This is a genomic window from Flavobacterium geliluteum (assembly GCF_017948595.1).
In the GTDB taxonomy this organism is placed as follows: domain Bacteria; phylum Bacteroidota; class Bacteroidia; order Flavobacteriales; family Flavobacteriaceae; genus Flavobacterium; species Flavobacterium flavipigmentatum.
In genome coordinates, this window is the sequence record NZ_JAGFBV010000002.1 from 77,149 (window position 1) to 95,637 (window position 18,489).

The window sequence follows — 18,489 nt, forward strand, 5'->3', positions numbered from 1 at the left end:
TAATCTGTAGCTAAATTTTTATTCTATAAAACTCTCGTCTTTAAATCCAATCAAATATAATTTATTTTTAGCACGTGTCATAGCCGTGTACAACCATCGAATATAATCTCTATCTATGCCGTTTGGCAGATAGGGCTGCTCAATAAAAACAGTATTCCACTGTCCTCCCTGCGATTTATGACAGGTAATCGCATACGAGAATTTTACTTGCAAACCATTAAAATATTCATTGGCTTTTACCTTTTGAAATTTCTTGTATTTGGTCATTTCGCTTTCATAATCTTTCATCACTTCCTCGTACAAACGGTTGGATTCTTCGTAGGTTAAAGAAGGTGATTCACTTTTTATAGTATCTAATAGCAGAACGGTTTCAAAAGGTTTTTGATCCGGATAATCGACCATCCTAATTTTTACTCTCGCAAAATTAAAACCGTACAATTCTTTGATTCCGAACATTTCCAGCACCTCAATAATATCTCCATTGGCAATAAAACCAGCTTCGTCTGTTTCTTTCAGCCAAAAATAATTATTCTTTACCACCATGAGAAAATCACCAACAGAAAGTTCGCTTTCTTTAAACAAAATTCGGGTTCTAATTTGCTCATTGTACTGATTGGCCCTTTTATTTGAGCGTACAATAAAAGCGGTATCTTCGATACTATAATTGCTGTAAGCCGTATTGATAGCATCCTGAATATCATAACCATCGGTGAGCCGAACAATGTCTTTAAACTTTTTTACATCAAATTTAAATTCGGTTATAAAACTATCTTTCAGCAGTTCTCGAAGGGCTGTGGCATTAAACAAAATTCCCGAACTTTCTTCCTGACGCATCACTTCATCAAGCTCAATGTGCTCTATTTCTTTATCATAATGGGCGCCCAAAGTATGCGTATCGAGTGCAGGACTAATATCTAAATTTACGGGAGGCAACTGTGCCGTATCTCCCAAGAGAATCATTTTACAGTTGGTTCCGGAATATACGTACGAAATCAAATCGTCGAGCAACGAGCCGTTATCATACAATTTTGAATCGGAATTGCTGTCTGAAATCATCGATGCTTCATCGACAATAAAAATCGTATTTTTATGCTTATTAATTTGTCTGGTAAAAGCAACGCCTCCGCCCGCAGATTTTTTCGGGAAATATATTTTTTTATGAATGGTAAACGCTGGCGTATTCGAATAATTGGCAATAACTTTTGCAGCTCGCCCAGTGGGAGCCAGCAAAACAAATTTTTTATTAATAGCTTCCAGATTGTTTACAATCGTCGAAATCACAGTTGTTTTTCCTGTTCCGGCGTACCCTTTTAGAACAAAAATAGTGTCATTATTGGTTTCCGTTAAAAAAATAGCAATTTTTTGAAAAAAAATATCCTGCTTATATGTGGGTGCAAAAGGAAATCGTTTTTGTAAAACGCTGTAAAACAGTGATGAATTCATAAAGTAAAATTGAACTACAAAGTACGGTTTTTTTAATGGTAATTTCACTTTCAATTTGAAAAATCAAAAGTAATTTTAGTGGTCACGTCAAAATAAAAACACAAACGCAAGTCTATATACTTATCGAATTTTACTATTGATTATTATTGTTGCTTTTTAATTTGTAAGTTTGTGTTCGAATTAAATTCATTCTTGATACTAAAGCAGGTAACGAATTGTAAATCAAACCATGTCATTGCAAAATACTAATATTACCACAAAAAATTACAAAAAATTATCCATTCAGGTTTCCTTGACTGGATTGTCTTTTTGTTGTTTTGATACACTCAACAATACTATACTTTCGCTAAACGAAGTACATTTTGATGCTTTTCATAAATCAACCCAAATAGAAGAATTGTTTGGAGAAGCCTTCAATAAACATCCTGAATTAAAAGATACTTATGACGAAATTTTAGTCATTCACAACAATAATCTTTCGACTTTTGTACCCACTGCCCTATTTGACGAAAACTACTTAGGTAGCTATTTACAGTACAATACAAAGGTTTTTGATACTGATTTTTTTGCTTTTGATGAAGTAAAAAATTATCAGATGAATGCAGTTTATATTCCGTATGTCAATATCAACAACTTTTTTATTGACCAATTTGGTTCTTTTGAATACAAACATGCCAACAGTATTTTGGTCGAAAAAATCTTAGAAGGATCAAAAAATAATGACGACAAAAAAATGGTTGTCAATTTTAATTTTGGTCATTTTGAAGTTATCGTTGTACAAAACCAAAAGCTTTTGTTGTTCAACTCATTTGAATATCAAACTCCGGAAGATTTTATCTATTATTTGCTTTTTACAGCCGAGCAAACCAATTTAAACCCAGAAACTTTTCCATTAGAATTACTGGGAACCATCAGTAAAGACGATGCTTTCTATGCTATAGCTTATCAATATATACGTAATATTTCGTTTTTTGATGTGAGCCCTTTACAGCAAAAAAATAACTTTTCAACTGCACAAAATCAAAAACATTATATTCTATTTCAATCATGAGAATCATTTCAGGAAAATACAAAGGACGTCGCATTTTTCCGCCAAAAAACCTTCCTGTAAGACCAACCACTGATATGAGTAAAGAAGCATTATTTAATGTCTTGAATAATCATTTTAGTTTTGATGGCTTAAAAATTTTGGATTTATTTTCGGGAACTGGCAATATTAGTTTTGAGTTTGCATCGCGCGGAAGTGCGCCAATCACCTCTGTTGATGGTGATTTTGGTTGTGTAAAATTTATCAAACAAGTGGCCTCAGAATATGATTTTGAGATTGCTGCTACCAAAAGTGATGTTTTCAAGTATTTAGAAAATTGCAAAACCTCTTACGATATTATTTTTGCTGATCCTCCTTATGGGTTGGATCAAGCCACTTTTGAAAAAATTGTATTACTGGTTTTTGAACGTGAGTTACTAAATGAAGACGGAATGATGATCATAGAACACTCAAAATACACAAAAATGGAACATCTGAGCAATTTTTCTTTTCAGAAAAATTATGGTGGTTCGTTCTTTAGTTTTTTCGAATTAAACTCTACAGACGACGATGAAGAACTTGCCGATAATTCAAATAAAATTATAGAAGAAGACGAAGGTTAAAAAATCAATTTGCCCAAATACGAAAACATTCAGATTGGTATATTCTTTTGATAGCAAACGTTTGACTTTGCGTTTTAATCAACAAATACAAACAGCTTACAGAGAAAGAAGCCACTCTCATTAAGTACTTTTTATATTCATCAAAATCAATTGCTCAAAAGAGAACAAATCCTTACTGCCATCTGGGGAAATGATGATTTCTTTTCTGGTAGGAGCATGGATGTTTATATCAGTAAACTCAGAAAATATTTTAAAGATGATGCTGGAATCCGTATTGAAAGCATTCGAAATATTGGTTTAGAATTCAAAATAACCCATTAATTTTCAGCCTGCGAATAATATAATTTTAGTAGTTAATTATGTAACGTTCTACAGATATAATACGAATACATTTGGAGTGAACATTTAAAACATAAATTATGAATCTAAAAAGATTTTTTGGTGGGCTGTTAACCGTCCTCGGAATAGTGGGTCTTATTTACACAGCCGTTATATTTGCTGGTACTTCAGGAGAGACGAGAGATATTAAATCGTTAATTATTTACGGTATTTTGGGAATCGTCTTCTTTATGTCCGGTATCAGTTTAGTTCGTGGTACAAAAGACGAATCATAACAAAGAACCACCAATCTTTTCATAGAGAGGAGTTTTTACGCCGTGTTTTAAACCTTCATTTACAACAAACTGCGTTAGCGAAATCACCTCGGTATTTTTGCCCGCTAATAAATCTCTGTGCATCGATGAAGTCGCTTCTTTAGGCGATTTTTCTAGTTTAATAATCGTTTGATTTACAATATCTTTTGGCAATTGCAACTCTTTTGCCTTTGCAACCGCTTCAATTTCGTACAATAGCGCTTCATACAATGATTTTGATTCCGGATGGCTTAAAATCTCACCAATATTTTGATTGAGATACGAAGTAGCCGAAGCCAAAGCCGAAATAAAAACAAATTTTTCCCAAACAGTTTCTTCTATATTTTCGACCAAATAACTTTCAATCTTAGCTTGTTGAAAAATACTTTGCAACTCATTCAATTTTGAAGAAGTCGCCGTTTTCGAACCAAAAAATAATTTTTCGTAAAACCCTATTTTTCGAATAACTCCCGGAGAAGAAATCATCGAAACGATATACACACAACCTTGCAGAATATCATTTTCAGGAAATAATAACTGAATGCGCTCTGGAGCATCAACCCCATTATACAAAGGAAGTATAACTGTTTTTGGATGTATACATTTCTCTAAAGAAAGCAAACTTTCTTCAATATCATACGTTTTTGTAGCACAAATTAAAAAATCTAATACACCTATTTCCTCTGGATTATTGGATACTATTTTGGGATAAACAATAGTTTCAGTTTCATCGGTTACGATTTTTAATCCGTGGTTAAATATTGCTTTTTGAGTTTCTCCGCGAGCGATAAAAACAATTTCAACTTCATCCGAATCCAAAAAGGCTTTCGCCAAAAGACCTCCAAAATATCCTCCAACACCTCCTAATCCTAAAATTCCTATTCTCATTCTACTATTTTTTATTTTTCACCCAATCTATGTCTTTGCGAGGAACGAAGCAATCTAATTTACAAAATCAAACTTTGTGTCTTTTGCTAGTGAGTTTGCTTCGTTCCTCGCAAAGACACAAAATTAGCACATACGAATTAATTATCTTCCGGAACAGGCTCTAAATTCAAAGTTGTAAAATCTCTTTCGGTCTTAGAAATTATAATCGTTGCGACAGTATTTCCTATCAAATTGGTTATTGCTCTGGCTTCGCTCATAAATTTATCAACTCCCAACAAAAAAGCCAAACCTTCTACCGGAATTTTATGAATTGCCGTAAGTGTCGACGCCAAAACAATGAACCCGCTTCCTGTAACGCCTGCCGCTCCTTTTGAAGTAATCATCAAAATACCAATCACGCTCAGGATTTCGAAAAAACTAAGATGTACATCATACAATTGCGCCAAAAATATCACCGACATCGACAAATAAATCGAAGTGCCATCCAAATTAAAAGAATAACCCGTAGGAATTACCAAACCAACCACCGATTTACTGCAGCCCATTTGCTCTAATTTAATCATAATACTAGGCAAAGCTGCCTCGGATGATGATGTTCCTAAAACTAATAAAAGCTCTTCTTTGATGTATTTTAGAATAGAAAGAATACTAATTTTATAATACCTCAGGATGGTTCCCAATATCAAAAACACAAACAAAATCATGGTAAGATAGACGCACAACATCAGCTTTCCGAGCGGAATCAAGGTTTCCAAACCAAACTTACCAATAGTGTAGGCCATCCCGCCAAAAGCCCCCAATGGCGCTAGGTACATGACATATTTCAAACCAAAGAAAACAGCTTTAGAAAACCGTTCCAAAACCAAGATAGTCGGTTCTCTATGTTTATAAAAATTCAATGCGATTCCCACGACAATAGCCGCTAAAAGAACTTGCAATGTAAAATTAGAAAGAAAAAATTGCAGCCACGAAAAATCTCCGGAAGGATTCTTGGTGTATTTACTGGCATCCTGAAGTGCCAATCCCGTTTTGTCTATTTTTCCGGGTTGAAAAAGATACGCAACCGCAATTCCGATCGCCAGTGCAATAGTCGAAACCACTTCAAAATAAGTCAGCGCTTTAATACCAATACGTCCTACTTTTTTAAGGTTGCCCATGCCGGAAATCCCCAAAACAATGGTTAAAAATATAATCGGACCAATAAAAAGTTTGATAATATCTACAAAAGTATCTCCAATAATCTTCATTTTTACACCCATGTTCGGTGTAAAATGTCCGAGTAAAACGCCTGCTATAATGGCGATTAATACCCAAAAAGTAAGATTGGTGATAATGACTTTAAAAGTGCTTTTCTTAGAAGATTGAGTCGGAGCTGGCGAAGATATATTCATAAAAGTAAGTTAGACTTTACAAATATATAAAAAAAGCAGACCTATAAGCCGGATTCTGTCCCTGATCAATCAGAGCCTTATCATTTATCTAGATCCAGCATTGCTGCTGGACTCAAGCTACCTACCCTTCAACAACGGACGAGAAGCCCTTAAATGCTGATATACTTGGTATTTCACCGCATAGAGTTTACCTGGTTTCACTACAGCATTACCTGTACATACTTTCTGTTGCACTTGTCCTAATCCTGATAATTATCAGGACCGACGGGGGTTACCCGCTATGCTTCTCTCTGGTGTCCGGACTTTCCTCCCTCCCGATAAATCAGGACGACGATAAGGCGGTCTGCAGGGCAAAAGTAGCGATTTATGAACTAACAACCGAGCATTTAAATTTCTGTTTTTTATAGAAATTACCTAATGATTTAATTTTAAATTGGTTATCTTTAAAATCATAATTTTAAAATTCATTTATTATGACTAAAATGTATCATTACGCAACTGTTTCAAAAGCTTTAGATCAATTGAATGAGAAAGGATTTACGTTTGATTTTAATTTAAATTCAGACATAATAAAAAAGAATCCTGAAAAATTTGAAATTGTTCATGTGTATCGATACGAAGGGGATTCGGACCCAGGCGATGAGGCAGTTGTATACGGAATCAAATCAATTTCAGGCAAAAAAGGAGTTTATGTAGCGGGTTTTTCGGCAGATTCAGATCAGGAAACCGCAAAATTTTTATTCGATTTAAACATTAAAGGAAGGTAATTTTCAGGAGCTTTTTCCTGCTGTACGCTTTATCTTTTTCTGGCAAAAAAAGCCAGCAAAAGGATGCCGCTTCCATCAGGGCTAGGACTTTAGGTTTCATTAGAAAATAATATTTTACAAAATATAAGTCATTGCGAGGAACGAAGTAAACTCATTTACTAAATCAATTTTCAGTGTAGTTGCTTCGTTCCTCGCGATGAATAAAAAACAACAAAAGCCCGTTTAAATCTTTGTTACTTTTATGCCTTCTAAAACCAGTAAGCCACAAAAAAAGTCTATCATAAGACAGACTTTTTAAAAACAACTCAAAAAAACAATTAAGCAGTTGGTATTTTTAATTTCCAGCCAGGCTGAATCAAATCAGGGTTTTTAATGACATCTTTATTGGCTTCGTAAATTGCTTGCCAAGAAACGCCGTGTTTTTTTCCAATTTTTGATAACGAATCGCCGCTTACCACGGTATAATCTGTAGTTGCTCCTTCTGTAACTGCAATATTCATCACAACATCAGCCGATCTAAAATCAGGGTCAATTTTTCCATAAGCCGACCATAATTTTTCTTTGTCCTCAGACGATTTTGCTGTACCATCAACATATAGCACATTATCTTGCTCTCTTACCTGCAAATTTGCTACTCCTAAACTACTGGCCAAATTTGTTAACTCTTTATATTTATCTTGTAAACTCATCTTGACTTTATTTAATAGTTAACTTATTTTCTACTTTTTTAGGTTTCATTTCCTGTATACTTTTTATCAAAGCCGGAAGTTGTTCCCTTTTTATATTTCCTGTAAGAGTTACAACACCATCTACAACTGAAGCACTAACGCCACTGTACGCTTTTACTACATCATTTACAGAAGTATTTAAAACTGCATCAGGGCTAATTTCAACAGGGGCAACCTCAGGGGCTGGTGCAGGCAAAGGAACTTGGCAGTTATTGACCACAGATTTTACTCCTTTGACTCCTTTAATGACTGTTTCTGCACTTTGTTTGACAAAATCATTTTCACACGTACCCGAAATAGTAGCAACACCATCCGTTACGGTAACCTCTACACCAGGCATATCGCTTAATTTTGCAGAGATTTCTTTTTGAATATCCGCATCTTTAGGACCACAAGCCCCTAACAAAAAAGCAAAGCCTATTCCTAATAAAATAGATTTAATCTTCATAATAATATTTTTTAAAGTTATTTAATCCTTTAAAATTAACGAATTAATTTACAAAATAGTATGCAATAACAATAAAAAACTTATATTTATTTACATTAGATAGTAATAAAACCAGCGGATTATTTTAAATATTTTAAAATAAGACATCAACTATCGGCCAATCCAGCATTCTAATAAACTATTTTCTAGAAAACAAATTGTCTAACACCCAAGCCGGGCCGATCATTAAAAACTGAATATCTTTTAAGAATGAAGGTTTTTTTCCTTCTATATTATGACCGTAAAATTGCCCGATCCAAGCTACTGCAAAAATAGCGATCGATACTATCCATAAAGGAGCAACTTGTGCAATGTAATAATTTATAATCAGACAAATCGCCGAGAAGATGGCGATTTTAAAGGCCATTGCAATAGATAATCTCACATAAAAAACAAGTACAAAAAGCAGTACAACTACCGCCCAGTTTTCGATAATAGGAACATTTAACTGCAAAGTATTAGCAATAATACCACTCGGAATACTCATTAACAACCCCACTATAGAAAAATAAATAGCAGGAACGCAAATGTAGTGTATTGCTTTGTTTTTTGGGTTTTGATGACTTACAGCATATTCTTCAAACCATTGTTCTAATGTTCTCATTTTTTTGAATTTTGATACGTAAATATACTAAAAAAACAGCTCTCTTATAACTGGTTATAATCAAAAACACCATCCCACAATTCATCAATCTGAATGAGCGCTTTGTCTATTGCAATCACTTGCCATTTTCCATCAGTTTCTATACCCAACCCAATGTTTTTTAGTTTTTGCAAAGCATCATTCACATCAAAATCAAGATAAGTATCAAGCTTTGTGGAGAACCATAATTCTATTTGATTATCAAGTTCTTCGGCCGTTAACGGATGATTACTTTTATTTAAAAAAGCAAAAGCCAAAATAGTTTCTTTAAGCACTTCTTCCTCAGAAGAATTTAACAAAGAATAAAAGGCTCCACTGTTATTTCCGAGGTTCTTAAAATACAGACTATCTGAAAGTATCTTTGAATACTTGATCTTCTTGTTGACAAAATTACTGTACTGTCTAAATAAATAAAGTGACAATATTCCGAGCGCAATTAACCCCTGATTGAGTGAGGCTTTACTGTTTAACAAATCTATAGTTTCTCCCGATTGGTAAGCGGCATACATGTTAATCAAAGCAGGAATTACTTTGGTACTCAATAACGAAAATCCTCCAAAAACCCCTGGCACCCAAAAGAACAGTTTGTCTTTAGTTGACATTTTGGGTACAGCATTTGGAAATATTGTTTCGAGGTCGTTTTTGGGTACACGCTTAAAGATTTTTAGCACGATAGATGCTGGATCCACAGGCATTTTTCCTAGTTTGACTTTCTTTTCTTTGAGATAATCTGCATCGTTATAATTGAGATAAATCATCACACGATCGTAATATTCTACTTCGATTTCTTTTTTCCAAAAAGTGTATTTAGTGATCTTTTCTTTGGCTTTATGATGCCCGCGAACATACAATTCGTAATCTCTAAATGCATTAAAATCAATAGCGAGATTTAAACCTATTAAATCTGAATTCTTAAATGCTTTGTCTAAAGTCTCCTGATCAATACGCCTGTAATTACCGTTATCCAAGACTTTGAGAAGTGTTTCCTTAAAAACAGCAAAATCACTTTTATCTCTAAATATTTCTCGCTCTTTCGGACTTAAATCGGGATCGAATAAGGCGTAATTTTGCTTTAAATTTCTATTAAGATTAAAGGCTTCGTAGTGATAATAATGCTCGATGATATCAAATAATTTTCTAAAATCATCTGCCTTCTTTTTATCTTCTCCGAAAGTGGCTAGTTGCTGCTCGAGTAAAAATTCCTTGTTGAAAGGAATGTAATGTTCTCGTGTCATTTTTTGTAGGTTCTTAGATTTGTAGCTACAAAGGTCTAAAAGTTTTTCTTTTTTTATTAAAAAAACAGTCTTAATTCTATACCCGCTTTTAGGTTTTATATGCTAAAATATATTGCTGCTGTCCGTAACCAAAATTAGTTTTTTAAACCTGCTTCTGTCATAATCTATTCTGCTGGCTTTAACCGCAACAGGAAAATAAATTTCTCCGTTGGCCACCATCTTAATTTTATTCTGAGCACTTTTGGTAAAATCTATTTTGCCTTCGACCATTTCGTTTAGGTTGGCCATTAATGCTCCATCAAATGCAAAATCAGTTTCGATATCGGCTACAAGGTTTTTAGCAAAAACAACTCCCGTTACCAGTAATATATTATTTTGGTTGGCATTTTTTAATAATGATGGATTTGGATGTAGAAAATCAGCTCCAAAAAAATACTCTTCAAGATTCCCAATAGCGTATTCTTTAGTAAAAGAGTTGTCATAGCTAATCGTAACCGACTTTCCTGATTTAATTTTAGCGCTGATTTCAAAAGCTCCCAAACCTAATGTTTTAAGGATTTCCTGCAGGAGCGTGATACCAATATTAAATCCGTAATCATCTTTTTTAGACGTATTGATGCTAAGCGCCGGGTTCTCTATCTCTGTGAGCACTACATCACTCTTAAAAGCATGATCAATGCTGCCATAATACAATTGCGCTTCATCAAAACTCTTTTTGAGCCACAATTGCAATGGTTTATGATTTCTAACCGGCCCTTCTATCAGGTCGTAACCCTGATTAGTCAAAAATTGTGTAAGTTTCATTTTATCGTATTTTAAGTTTTCTGGAGCTTTGAATAATTGTTACTAACTATTTTTCTCGCTGCCTTTGAAACATTAAAAGTACAAGAAAAAAATTAGTAAGATAATTGCTAAGATAAGAAGATTGTATGTTTTTTAAACTTCGAAAACTAAAAAGGTTAAAATTTTGTTTTTATTTAAAATAAACCAATGAATCTGCAATTATTCTAAAAAGTAACAACCACCACTAAAAATTGTTGAAACTAGAGCAAGGATTGAAAATTTCCTGAAAATTTTAGTCAAAGTGGATCTATTTTCATCAGTTTGGTAAAGTATAAGAAGACCAAAACCGCAAAGGTTGGGGAACTTTTGCGGCGGTGGTTTTAGAAACAGTTGATATAGTTGCTGCCAAAGAGCCTCTTTTTTTCTTTGACCACGTCTATATTTTAAGCTTCTGTATTTTCTTCAATAATATTTTGTACAATCAAAATAAAATTTTCTGTATTTTTAAGCTGATGTTTGATAGACGCATCAAAATCAGACAATTGAAACTCGTTAAGCATGTCTCTCTTTATATATCTTATCATAGAGTCAATACTTCGCGTGTCGTTTTGCATTTGCCTCTCTAACTCGCGCTGTTTGCTCTCTAAATAATTTAAAGTTTGCGATAATCTTTGAATATTTAATTTCTCCAACTTTTTTCTCTTATTAACATGATATAAAAACAAACGATAATCAGGAACCTGACAAACTCAAGATGCTCCAAAAACTACTTTTCATTCAAATCTATCCGATTCAAGAGTATCGTTTTTAACATATACGTATCAATAGAGGATTGGGTTTATTCGTATTGTAGAAAAATTTGAGAGAGCTTTTATTTTTCAAAAAGAAAACCAATTAAATAACTTAAAATCAATTCATTAATTCAAAATTTAGAACAAAAAAAATAATTTATTTTTTTTAAGTATTATTTTCGAAGTTTATGTTCGTTGGTGATACAAAAAAACAGATCATAATTCCCATATTTATTTTATGCATGTACAAACTTATAATATGCATAACTGGTAATTGTAATTTTAGGCCTAAAACACCAAAACCTTCGGCGGATCAAACACTTAAAATTACGTTTTAAATTTGTTGATTCCAGATTTGTGATTTGGTAATTTTCAGCCTATATTTGCTATCGAATAATAGAGAATATGGAACAATTTGTAGTATCGGCCCGTAAATATCGCCCACAGACCTTTAAGGATGTTGTAGGGCAAAAAGCCATTACCAACACTTTGTTAAACGCCATCGATAGCAATCACCTTGCCTCTGCCCTATTGTTTACAGGACCTCGTGGAGTAGGTAAAACAACCTGCGCACGTATTTTGGCTCGAAAAATAAATCAGCCCGGATATGATGATCCAACTGAAGATTTTGCTTTTAATGTTTTTGAATTGGATGCGGCTTCAAACAACTCTGTCGATGACATTCGAAGTTTGATTGACCAAGTTAGGATTCCTCCGCAAACAGGGCAATACAAAGTATACATTATTGACGAGGTTCACATGTTGTCTTCGGCTGCTTTTAATGCTTTTTTGAAAACATTAGAAGAACCGCCCAAACATGCTATTTTTATCCTAGCAACAACAGAAAAGCATAAAATTATTCCAACTATTTTATCGCGTTGTCAGATTTTTGATTTTAAGAGAATCACGGTAAAAGATGCCAAAGAACATTTGGCTGAAGTAGCGACAAGCCAAGGTATAAACTTTGAAGATGATGCGTTGCACATTATTGCTCAAAAGGCTGATGGCGCCATGCGTGACGCTTTGTCTATTTTTGACCGTGTCGTTTCGTATTGCGGAACCAATTTAACGCGTCAGGCTGTTACTGAAAATCTTAACGTTTTAGATTACGAAACTTACATTAGCATCACCGATTTACTTTTAGAAAATAAAATCCCGGAACTTTTATTGGCGTACAACGAAATTCTTTCAAAAGGTTTTGATGGACATCATTTCATTGCGGGTCTGGCCTCACATTTTAGAGACCTCTTGGTAAGCAAAACTCCTGCAACCATCGCTTTGCTTGAAGTAGGGGAGCAAGCGCAGCAAATGTATGGTATACAAGCTCAAAAATGTACGCAGGATTTTTTATTAAAAGGAATTGACCTTGCCAACGACTGTGATTTAAAATACAAACTGAGCCAAAACCAGCGACTTTTGGTCGAATTATGTTTGATGCAATTGGCCTCTATCACTTTTGATGGAGAAAAAAAAAAGCTGAGCAATTCATAATTCCGCCTACTTATTTTAAAAATGGAGGATATTCTATTGTAGAAATCTCTAATTTAAAATCTCAGGTTGCCAACCAAGAAGTTCCAGAAAAAAACAGTCTCAATGTCACTCAAAACGACAAGGCAGAAACAGCTACTCTACCTGTACAAACTACTCCTGTCGAGAAAATAGTTGAAACTCCTAAAGAAGTCAAACCAGCGAGTGCCACAGACAATCTGGCAAAGGTTTCAGCTTTTTCTTTGGCCAGTATTCGAGCCAAAAAAGCATTAGAAGAAAACAGCAAATCGTATATAAAACCCACTACAACACTGCCTACCGAACCATTTACAGAAACAGAAATGTTGTTGCAATGGAATAAATATGCGCAACGTTTGGGTGAAAAAGGTTTTAGAATCATGGAGTCGCTATTGCTTATTAACGACCCAACGCTAAACGGAACGGTCATTACACTAGAGTTACCAAATGAAGGATCAAAACTAGATTTCGAAAGTCAGATTCATGGGCTTCTAGGGCATCTAAAAGGGCATTTGCACAATCATGATATTACCATAGAAGTGATTGTAAACGAAAAGATTGAAAGCAAAAGAAGTTTTAACGATCAGGACCGATACAATCGTCTACTGGAAATAAATCCAAACCTAGAACTGTTGCGTTCTACATTTGGACTCGATTTACTTTCTTAGTTTTAAAGACAAAATTTTTTAATTTTATTAAATTGTATTACGAAAATCCTCATTGATGCCGGCCAATTTTTACCGCTATCTATTTCGTAACCCAAAATCATAGACTTTTTGTAGCCATTTTTTTCTTTGAAGCTCATCAGCTGTTTTTATGATACCGATATACGTCACTTTTACTGGTTTTACACCACAAAATTCTAAAGTACATTTCTTTAACTGATTGACACTCGGTCTCGCATAAAAAAATCTGTAATACCAACTCGGCTGATCAAGAGTGGTGATAATATGAGCAGTTTTTCCTTTTAATAGTTTATCCCACCAAACTGAATTTTCACGATATTGAAACGCCATTCCGGGCAAAAACAACCGATCTATAAATCCTTTTGTAAGTGCTGGCAATCCTCCCCACCAAACAGGATGAATCCAAACCAAATGATCTGCATTCTGAATTTTTTTCCAAGATTCTACTAAATCAGGCTCTAAATCAGTGCGTTTTTGGTAACCAAACTGTAAATTAGGATTAAATTGTAATGTTGCAATTGTTACAACATCTACCTCTGCGCCACAGGCTTTAGCACCTTTTAAATAGCTTTCGGCTAAGCCAAAATTAAAGCTTTGTGAATTAGGATGTCCGTTGATGACCAGAATTTTTTTCATAGTAGAGTTTTTAACAAAAATATCATTATCCTCTAAAATCATACTGGACAAATGTCCTATAAAATCGCTTTTCTGACACGACTGAGATGCCTCGGCGTTATGCCCAAATATGAGGCCAAATATTGAAGAGGAATGAGCTGAATATATTTTTGATGATGCTGAAATAATTCCTCATAACGCTGTTTTCCTGATAATTTCTGAAAGGAAATCATACGCTTTTGCAAGGTTACAAATTCCATTTCGGCCAATTTACGTCCGATTTCCTGCCAATGACTACTTGACTTATACAGCATTTCAAGACTTTGACGATCGATAACCTGCAACTCCACATCAGATAATGCCTGAATATTTTCTTCTGCTGGATTTTGCGTTATAAAACTGGCGAAAGAGGCCATAAACTCATTCTCAAAAGCAAAACAATTGGTAATTTCATCGCCTTGATGATTGAAAAAATAAGAACGTAAAATTCCTTTTTTGATAAAAAAAATTTCATTACAAACCTGATTTTCTTTCAATAAAAATGCTCCTTTTTTTAGTATGCGGGTCGTGATTAAATCATCCAACTGATCTAATTCAGCCGATGATAAAACATGAATTGATTGAAAAATTGATTTCATTAAATCGCTAATTTTTTGAAGCAAAAACTTTTTCAATTCTTTTGTCGGGAATCAACCATAACATCGATACCACAAAATATGCTACTCCAGAAATCCATTCGTAATAAAAAGAACAAATTATTCCAACGAGATATAATATTGTCGATACTTTGCCTTTTACATCTTTGCCTATCGCTTTGGCCAATACCGAGTTTTCTCCTTCGCTATTGATAATCGTCCTTTGTAGAATAAAATAAGCTATAGAAGAAAATAATAATACAACACCGTACAAAGTCATGGAAGCTTTTGCAAAATTATGTTCTCCCATCCAGCCAGTAGCAACCGGGATTAACGAAAGCCAAAAAAGCAAATGCAGGTTGGCCCACAGAATTTTTCCATTGACTTTTGATACACTATGAATCAAATAATGATGATTATTCCAGTAAATCCCGACATAGATAAAACTTAGAATATAACTAAAAAACTTAGACACAAGCGGCATAAGATCGGTAAATTGGTCACCATGAGGCACCTTAATTTCTAAAATCATGATGGTAATAATAATGGCCAAAACCCCATCACTAAAAGCTTCTAGTCTAGTTTTATTCATATAAAAAATTAAATTTTACCGTAATACATTGCTTTTACAATTCCGTCTGAAAGACCAATTTTTGGCACATAAATTTGTCGGGCTCCGCTCCATTTCATTGCATTGAGATAAATACGTGTGGCATGAATGATAACGTCAGCACGATCTGAATTCAATCCTAGCTCGGTGATTCTTTGTTCGTAGGTTAGCGAATTTAAAAAAGCATATTGTGAATTAATGTAAATATACGAAAGCGGTTTTTCCTGCTGTTTTCCTGACATTTTAAACAACTTATTGATGTTTCCGCCAGAACCAATTAGCGTGACTTCTTCATAATCGGCAGTATTGCTTTTAATCCATTTTTCGATTTCATCCCAAACCACATCGCATACCATATCGTTTAGCAAACGCACAGTACCCGCTTTGAAAGATCTGGAATTAATCATTTTACCATCAGAGAATAGCGTAAATTCGGTGCTTCCACCACCCACATCTACAAAAAGGTACGTTTGATCTGTTTTCAGTAAATGATGCAAATCGGTAGACGCAATTATAGCCGCCTCTTTTTTTCCGTCAATAATTTCGATTTTTATATCCGCTTTTTTCTTAATCAAAGCAACCACTTCTTTAGCGTTATATGCCTCACGCATGGCCGAAGTTGCAAACGCCATATAGCGTTCTACTTTATGTACTTTCATCAAAAGATTAAATGCTTTCATGGCATCTACCATTCGATCTATATTTTCTTCAGAAATTTCGCCAACCGTAAAAGCGTCTTGTCCTAAACGAATTGGCACACGAACAAGGGAACTTTTATTAAACTGAGGTTCTTTTCCGTCTTGTTCCACAACATTCGATATTAGAAGCCTCATGGCATTTGATCCAATATCAATTGCTGCGTATTTTTTTATTTTAATCATGCTCACTATGATTTGAAATTTTTTGTCGTATTATTATTAATTAATGTCCTGAACTACAGTTTTTGCCTGTTCTATTTTATTTTGATAGTATCTATAAGTTTCGAGTTGTGCCCTGAAAACCGGATGGTGATTACGCACTTTGTACTTATTGTCTAATTTATACGAATGGTAACGCACTTTTACATTTCCTTTCCATGCGATATCAAAATTATCAATAAGCTCTTTTTTTATTGATAAATCATAGATTGGACAGGTCACCTCTACTCTCCCATCCAGATTTCTGGTCATAAAATCGGCGGAGGAAATATAAACTTCCGTTAGTCCTGCATTCCCAAAAATATACACTCTTGAATGTTCCAGGTAATTATCTACAATACTGATTGCCTCAATATTCTCACTCATCCCCGGAATTCCTGGTATCAGTGAGCAGATTCCTCTTACCTGAAGCTGAATTTTTACACCCGCATTACTTGCTTCGTATAATTTATCAATCATTTTAAAGTCTGATAAACTATTCATTTTTAACTTAATATGTGTTTTTCGACCTGCTAAAGCATGCAAAATTTCACGATCAATTAGTTTGATAAATTTTGTTCTGGTATAATGTGGCGAAACAATCAAATGTTTGTAACGATGCACTCTGTAATTGATGTCGAAAAATTCGAATATTTTTGAAATATCTTTTAAAATACCCTGATGGCAGGTAAAAAGCGTTACGTCTGTATAAATTTTGGCTGTAGCTTCATTGAAATTTCCAGTTGAAACAAATCCGTAACGGCGCGTTTTACCGTCTTCAATTCTTTCGATAATACAAATTTTGCTGTGTACTTTTAATCCTTTTATACCAAAAATAAGTTCGATACCTTCAGTTTGCATTTGTTCGGCATACGAGATATTAGTAGCCTCATCAAAACGTGCCTGAAGCTCGATCTGAACCGTTACTTTTTTGCCGTTTTTTGCCGCATTAATCAAAGAACTGATAATTTGAGAGTTCTTGGCCAATCGGTACAAGGTGATTTTTATAGTAGTCACTTTAGGATCTAAAGCTGCTTCACGCAAAAACTTTGTGAGATACGAAAAAGACTGATATGGTGCGTGCAACAAATAGTCTTTTTTACTAATTTTCTCTAATATGCTGCCCCCCAAACTCAGATCCGGAATGGGTAAAGGATCATTAGTTTTATAAAGCAAATCAAACCTTCCGAGGTTCGGAAAGCTCATGTAATCTCGGCGATTATGATATTTACCTCCGGGGATAATACTGTCTGTTTCGACGATTTTCATTTTATCCAAAAAGAAACGCAACGTATCGTCTTCGATCAAACTGTCATAAATAAAACGTACCGGTTCGCCAATTCGTCTGTCTTTTACAGATGTAGCAATTTTTTCGAGCATACTTTTACTCAAATCACTATCGATGTCTAACTGTGCATCACGTGTAATTTTGATCATGTGCGCCGAAACACTTTTATAATCAAAAATATTAAAAATGTTCTTTAGGTTAAGACGAATTACATCATCGAGCAGAATTACATATTGTTTTTCGTCAGGCGAAGGCAAAACAACAAATCTATTGATCGTTTTGGGAATTTCGATTACTGCGTACCTAATTTCGTCATTGGTATTCATCTCAAGCCTAACGGCCAGATACCCCGAAGTATCTTTTAAAATAGGAAACTCGGCCAAATCATTCAAAATAATCGTAACCAGTTCGGGACTTAATTTCTGAACAAAAAAGTCTTTTAAAAAATCTTCCTGTTCTTTATTTATTTGGTCTTCTTTTACGATAAAAATGTTTTCGGCCTCTAGTTCGGCTTCAATATTACTTAAAATTCGTAAACTTTCAGATTGCTGCTGGATAACGATTTCGGTAATATCCTTGATTAATTGATGTGCCGAAACACCGCCTAAATATTTTTCACCTGAAATTCCAGAAAGGCTTAATCTGCGGATTGCCGCATAACGCACTCTAAAAAATTCATCTAGATTGTTAGAAAAAATTCCAACAAAACGCAATCTGTCCAGAAGTGGTACTGTGTTGTCTGCTGCTTCCTGAAGCACTCTCGCATTAAACGCTAACCAACTTTTTTCTCTATCGATATATCTTTGTTCGTGCAC

General features: G+C 34.4%; 22 protein-coding genes and 1 other RNA gene. 7 read left to right on the forward strand and 16 right to left on the reverse strand.

Annotated elements, in window-relative coordinates; all coding sequences use genetic code 11:
• Nucleotides 1-18: 18 nt before the first annotated feature.
• Complete coding sequence (locus J3495_RS01785) at nucleotides 19-1,443, reverse strand: ATP-dependent DNA helicase (protein WP_210664849.1); 1,425 nt, start codon at nucleotides 1,441-1,443, stop codon at nucleotides 19-21.
• A 229-nt stretch (nucleotides 1,444-1,672) separates the two neighbouring features.
• Between J3495_RS01785 and J3495_RS01790 the strand changes: the two genes are divergently transcribed.
• The 4 genes from J3495_RS01790 (at nucleotide 1,673) to J3495_RS01805 (ending at nucleotide 3,707) form a co-directional block, all read left to right on the forward strand.
• On the forward strand, nucleotides 1,673-2,494 hold the full coding sequence (locus J3495_RS01790; RefSeq protein WP_210664850.1) for a DUF3822 family protein: 822 nt from the start codon (nucleotides 1,673-1,675) through the stop codon (nucleotides 2,492-2,494).
• Nucleotides 2,491-3,093 (forward strand): RsmD family RNA methyltransferase, encoded by a 603-nt coding sequence (locus tag J3495_RS01795; RefSeq protein ID WP_210664851.1) that lies wholly within the window; start codon nucleotides 2,491-2,493, stop codon nucleotides 3,091-3,093. Before J3495_RS01790 ends, J3495_RS01795 begins: the two co-directional genes overlap by 4 nt.
• Nucleotides 3,094-3,243: 150 nt before the next feature.
• Nucleotides 3,244-3,414 (forward strand): winged helix-turn-helix domain-containing protein, encoded by a 171-nt coding sequence (locus J3495_RS19155; protein ID WP_236025377.1) that lies wholly within the window; start codon nucleotides 3,244-3,246, stop codon nucleotides 3,412-3,414.
• 98 nt (nucleotides 3,415-3,512) lie between these two features.
• Entirely contained in the window at nucleotides 3,513-3,707 is a 195-nt protein-coding gene (locus tag J3495_RS01805; protein ID WP_210664852.1) for a hypothetical protein, read from the forward strand.
• Here J3495_RS01805 and J3495_RS01810 read toward each other — a convergent pair.
• From J3495_RS01810 to rnpB, 3 genes are all read right to left on the reverse strand, one after another.
• Nucleotides 3,702-4,613 carry a ketopantoate reductase family protein gene (locus tag J3495_RS01810; protein WP_210664853.1) on the reverse strand — a complete coding sequence of 304 codons (912 nt, stop codon included), beginning with the start codon at nucleotides 4,611-4,613 and terminating at the stop codon, nucleotides 3,702-3,704. The genes J3495_RS01805 and J3495_RS01810 overlap by 6 nt on opposite strands.
• A gap of 137 nt (nucleotides 4,614-4,750) precedes the next feature.
• Nucleotides 4,751-6,004 (reverse strand): cation:dicarboxylate symporter family transporter, encoded by a 1,254-nt coding sequence (locus J3495_RS01815; RefSeq protein ID WP_210664854.1) that lies wholly within the window; start codon nucleotides 6,002-6,004, stop codon nucleotides 4,751-4,753.
• A gap of 28 nt (nucleotides 6,005-6,032) precedes the next feature.
• Nucleotides 6,033-6,354, reverse strand: an RNA gene (gene rnpB, locus J3495_RS01820) — RNase P RNA component class A.
• Nucleotides 6,355-6,477: 123 nt separating this feature from the next.
• Here rnpB and J3495_RS01825 point away from each other — a divergent pair.
• Nucleotides 6,478-6,771, forward strand: a complete 294-nt coding sequence (locus tag J3495_RS01825) for a hypothetical protein (RefSeq protein WP_210664855.1) — start codon at nucleotides 6,478-6,480, stop codon at nucleotides 6,769-6,771.
• 317 nt (nucleotides 6,772-7,088) lie between these two features.
• Here the strand turns inward: J3495_RS01825 and J3495_RS01830 are convergent, their stop codons facing one another.
• From J3495_RS01830 to J3495_RS19160, 6 genes are all read right to left on the reverse strand, one after another.
• Nucleotides 7,089-7,460, reverse strand: a complete 372-nt coding sequence (locus tag J3495_RS01830; protein ID WP_210664856.1) for a LysM peptidoglycan-binding domain-containing protein — start codon at nucleotides 7,458-7,460, stop codon at nucleotides 7,089-7,091.
• Nucleotides 7,461-7,467: 7 nt separating this feature from the next.
• Entirely contained in the window at nucleotides 7,468-7,947 is a 480-nt protein-coding gene (locus J3495_RS01835; RefSeq protein WP_210664857.1) for a BON domain-containing protein, read from the reverse strand.
• A 178-nt stretch (nucleotides 7,948-8,125) separates the two neighbouring features.
• Nucleotides 8,126-8,590: an Mpo1 family 2-hydroxy fatty acid dioxygenase gene (locus J3495_RS01840; RefSeq protein ID WP_210664858.1), complete on the reverse strand. Its 465-nt coding sequence runs from the start codon at nucleotides 8,588-8,590 to the stop codon at nucleotides 8,126-8,128.
• A 44-nt stretch (nucleotides 8,591-8,634) separates the two neighbouring features.
• Nucleotides 8,635-9,864: a TMEM143 family protein gene (locus J3495_RS01845; protein ID WP_210664859.1), complete on the reverse strand. Its 1,230-nt coding sequence runs from the start codon at nucleotides 9,862-9,864 to the stop codon at nucleotides 8,635-8,637.
• A 102-nt stretch (nucleotides 9,865-9,966) separates the two neighbouring features.
• Nucleotides 9,967-10,668: a gasdermin gene (locus J3495_RS01850; RefSeq protein WP_210664860.1), complete on the reverse strand. Its 702-nt coding sequence runs from the start codon at nucleotides 10,666-10,668 to the stop codon at nucleotides 9,967-9,969.
• 422 nt (nucleotides 10,669-11,090) lie between these two features.
• Complete coding sequence (locus J3495_RS19160) at nucleotides 11,091-11,231, reverse strand: hypothetical protein (RefSeq protein WP_236025378.1); 141 nt, start codon at nucleotides 11,229-11,231, stop codon at nucleotides 11,091-11,093.
• A 612-nt stretch (nucleotides 11,232-11,843) separates the two neighbouring features.
• Here J3495_RS19160 and dnaX point away from each other — a divergent pair.
• Entirely contained in the window at nucleotides 11,844-12,929 is a 1,086-nt protein-coding gene (gene dnaX, locus J3495_RS01860; protein ID WP_210664862.1) for a DNA polymerase III subunit gamma/tau, read from the forward strand.
• A 109-nt stretch (nucleotides 12,930-13,038) separates the two neighbouring features.
• Here the strand turns inward: dnaX and J3495_RS01865 are convergent, their stop codons facing one another.
• Nucleotides 13,039-13,188, reverse strand: a complete 150-nt coding sequence (locus J3495_RS01865) for a hypothetical protein (protein WP_210664863.1) — start codon at nucleotides 13,186-13,188, stop codon at nucleotides 13,039-13,041.
• On the opposite strand from J3495_RS01865, the gene J3495_RS01870 reads away from it, so the two are divergent.
• Nucleotides 13,169-13,612: a DNA polymerase III subunit gamma/tau gene (locus tag J3495_RS01870; protein WP_229974385.1), complete on the forward strand. Its 444-nt coding sequence runs from the start codon at nucleotides 13,169-13,171 to the stop codon at nucleotides 13,610-13,612. The two genes, J3495_RS01865 and J3495_RS01870, sit on opposite strands and share 20 nt — an antisense overlap.
• Nucleotides 13,613-13,687: 75 nt before the next feature.
• Here the strand turns inward: J3495_RS01870 and J3495_RS01875 are convergent, their stop codons facing one another.
• From J3495_RS01875 to ppk1, 5 genes are read right to left on the reverse strand one after another with little or no spacing between them, the layout of a single operon-like run.
• Nucleotides 13,688-14,266 carry an NAD(P)H-dependent oxidoreductase gene (locus J3495_RS01875; RefSeq protein ID WP_210664864.1) on the reverse strand — a complete coding sequence of 193 codons (579 nt, stop codon included), beginning with the start codon at nucleotides 14,264-14,266 and terminating at the stop codon, nucleotides 13,688-13,690.
• 56 nt (nucleotides 14,267-14,322) lie between these two features.
• Nucleotides 14,323-14,883 (reverse strand): Crp/Fnr family transcriptional regulator, encoded by a 561-nt coding sequence (locus J3495_RS01880; protein WP_210664865.1) that lies wholly within the window; start codon nucleotides 14,881-14,883, stop codon nucleotides 14,323-14,325.
• Between the two features lie 7 nt (nucleotides 14,884-14,890).
• Nucleotides 14,891-15,472, reverse strand: coding sequence for a TMEM175 family protein (locus J3495_RS01885; protein WP_210664866.1), 582 nt, complete (start codon nucleotides 15,470-15,472; stop codon nucleotides 14,891-14,893).
• Nucleotides 15,473-15,480: 8 nt separating this feature from the next.
• The gene (locus tag J3495_RS01890) at nucleotides 15,481-16,371 is read right to left on the reverse strand and encodes a Ppx/GppA phosphatase family protein (protein ID WP_210664867.1); all 891 of its coding nucleotides are present in this window, start codon (nucleotides 16,369-16,371) and stop codon (nucleotides 15,481-15,483) included.
• 36 nt (nucleotides 16,372-16,407) lie between these two features.
• Nucleotides 16,408-18,489, reverse strand: a complete 2,082-nt coding sequence (gene ppk1, locus J3495_RS01895; RefSeq protein WP_210664868.1) for a polyphosphate kinase 1 — start codon at nucleotides 18,487-18,489, stop codon at nucleotides 16,408-16,410.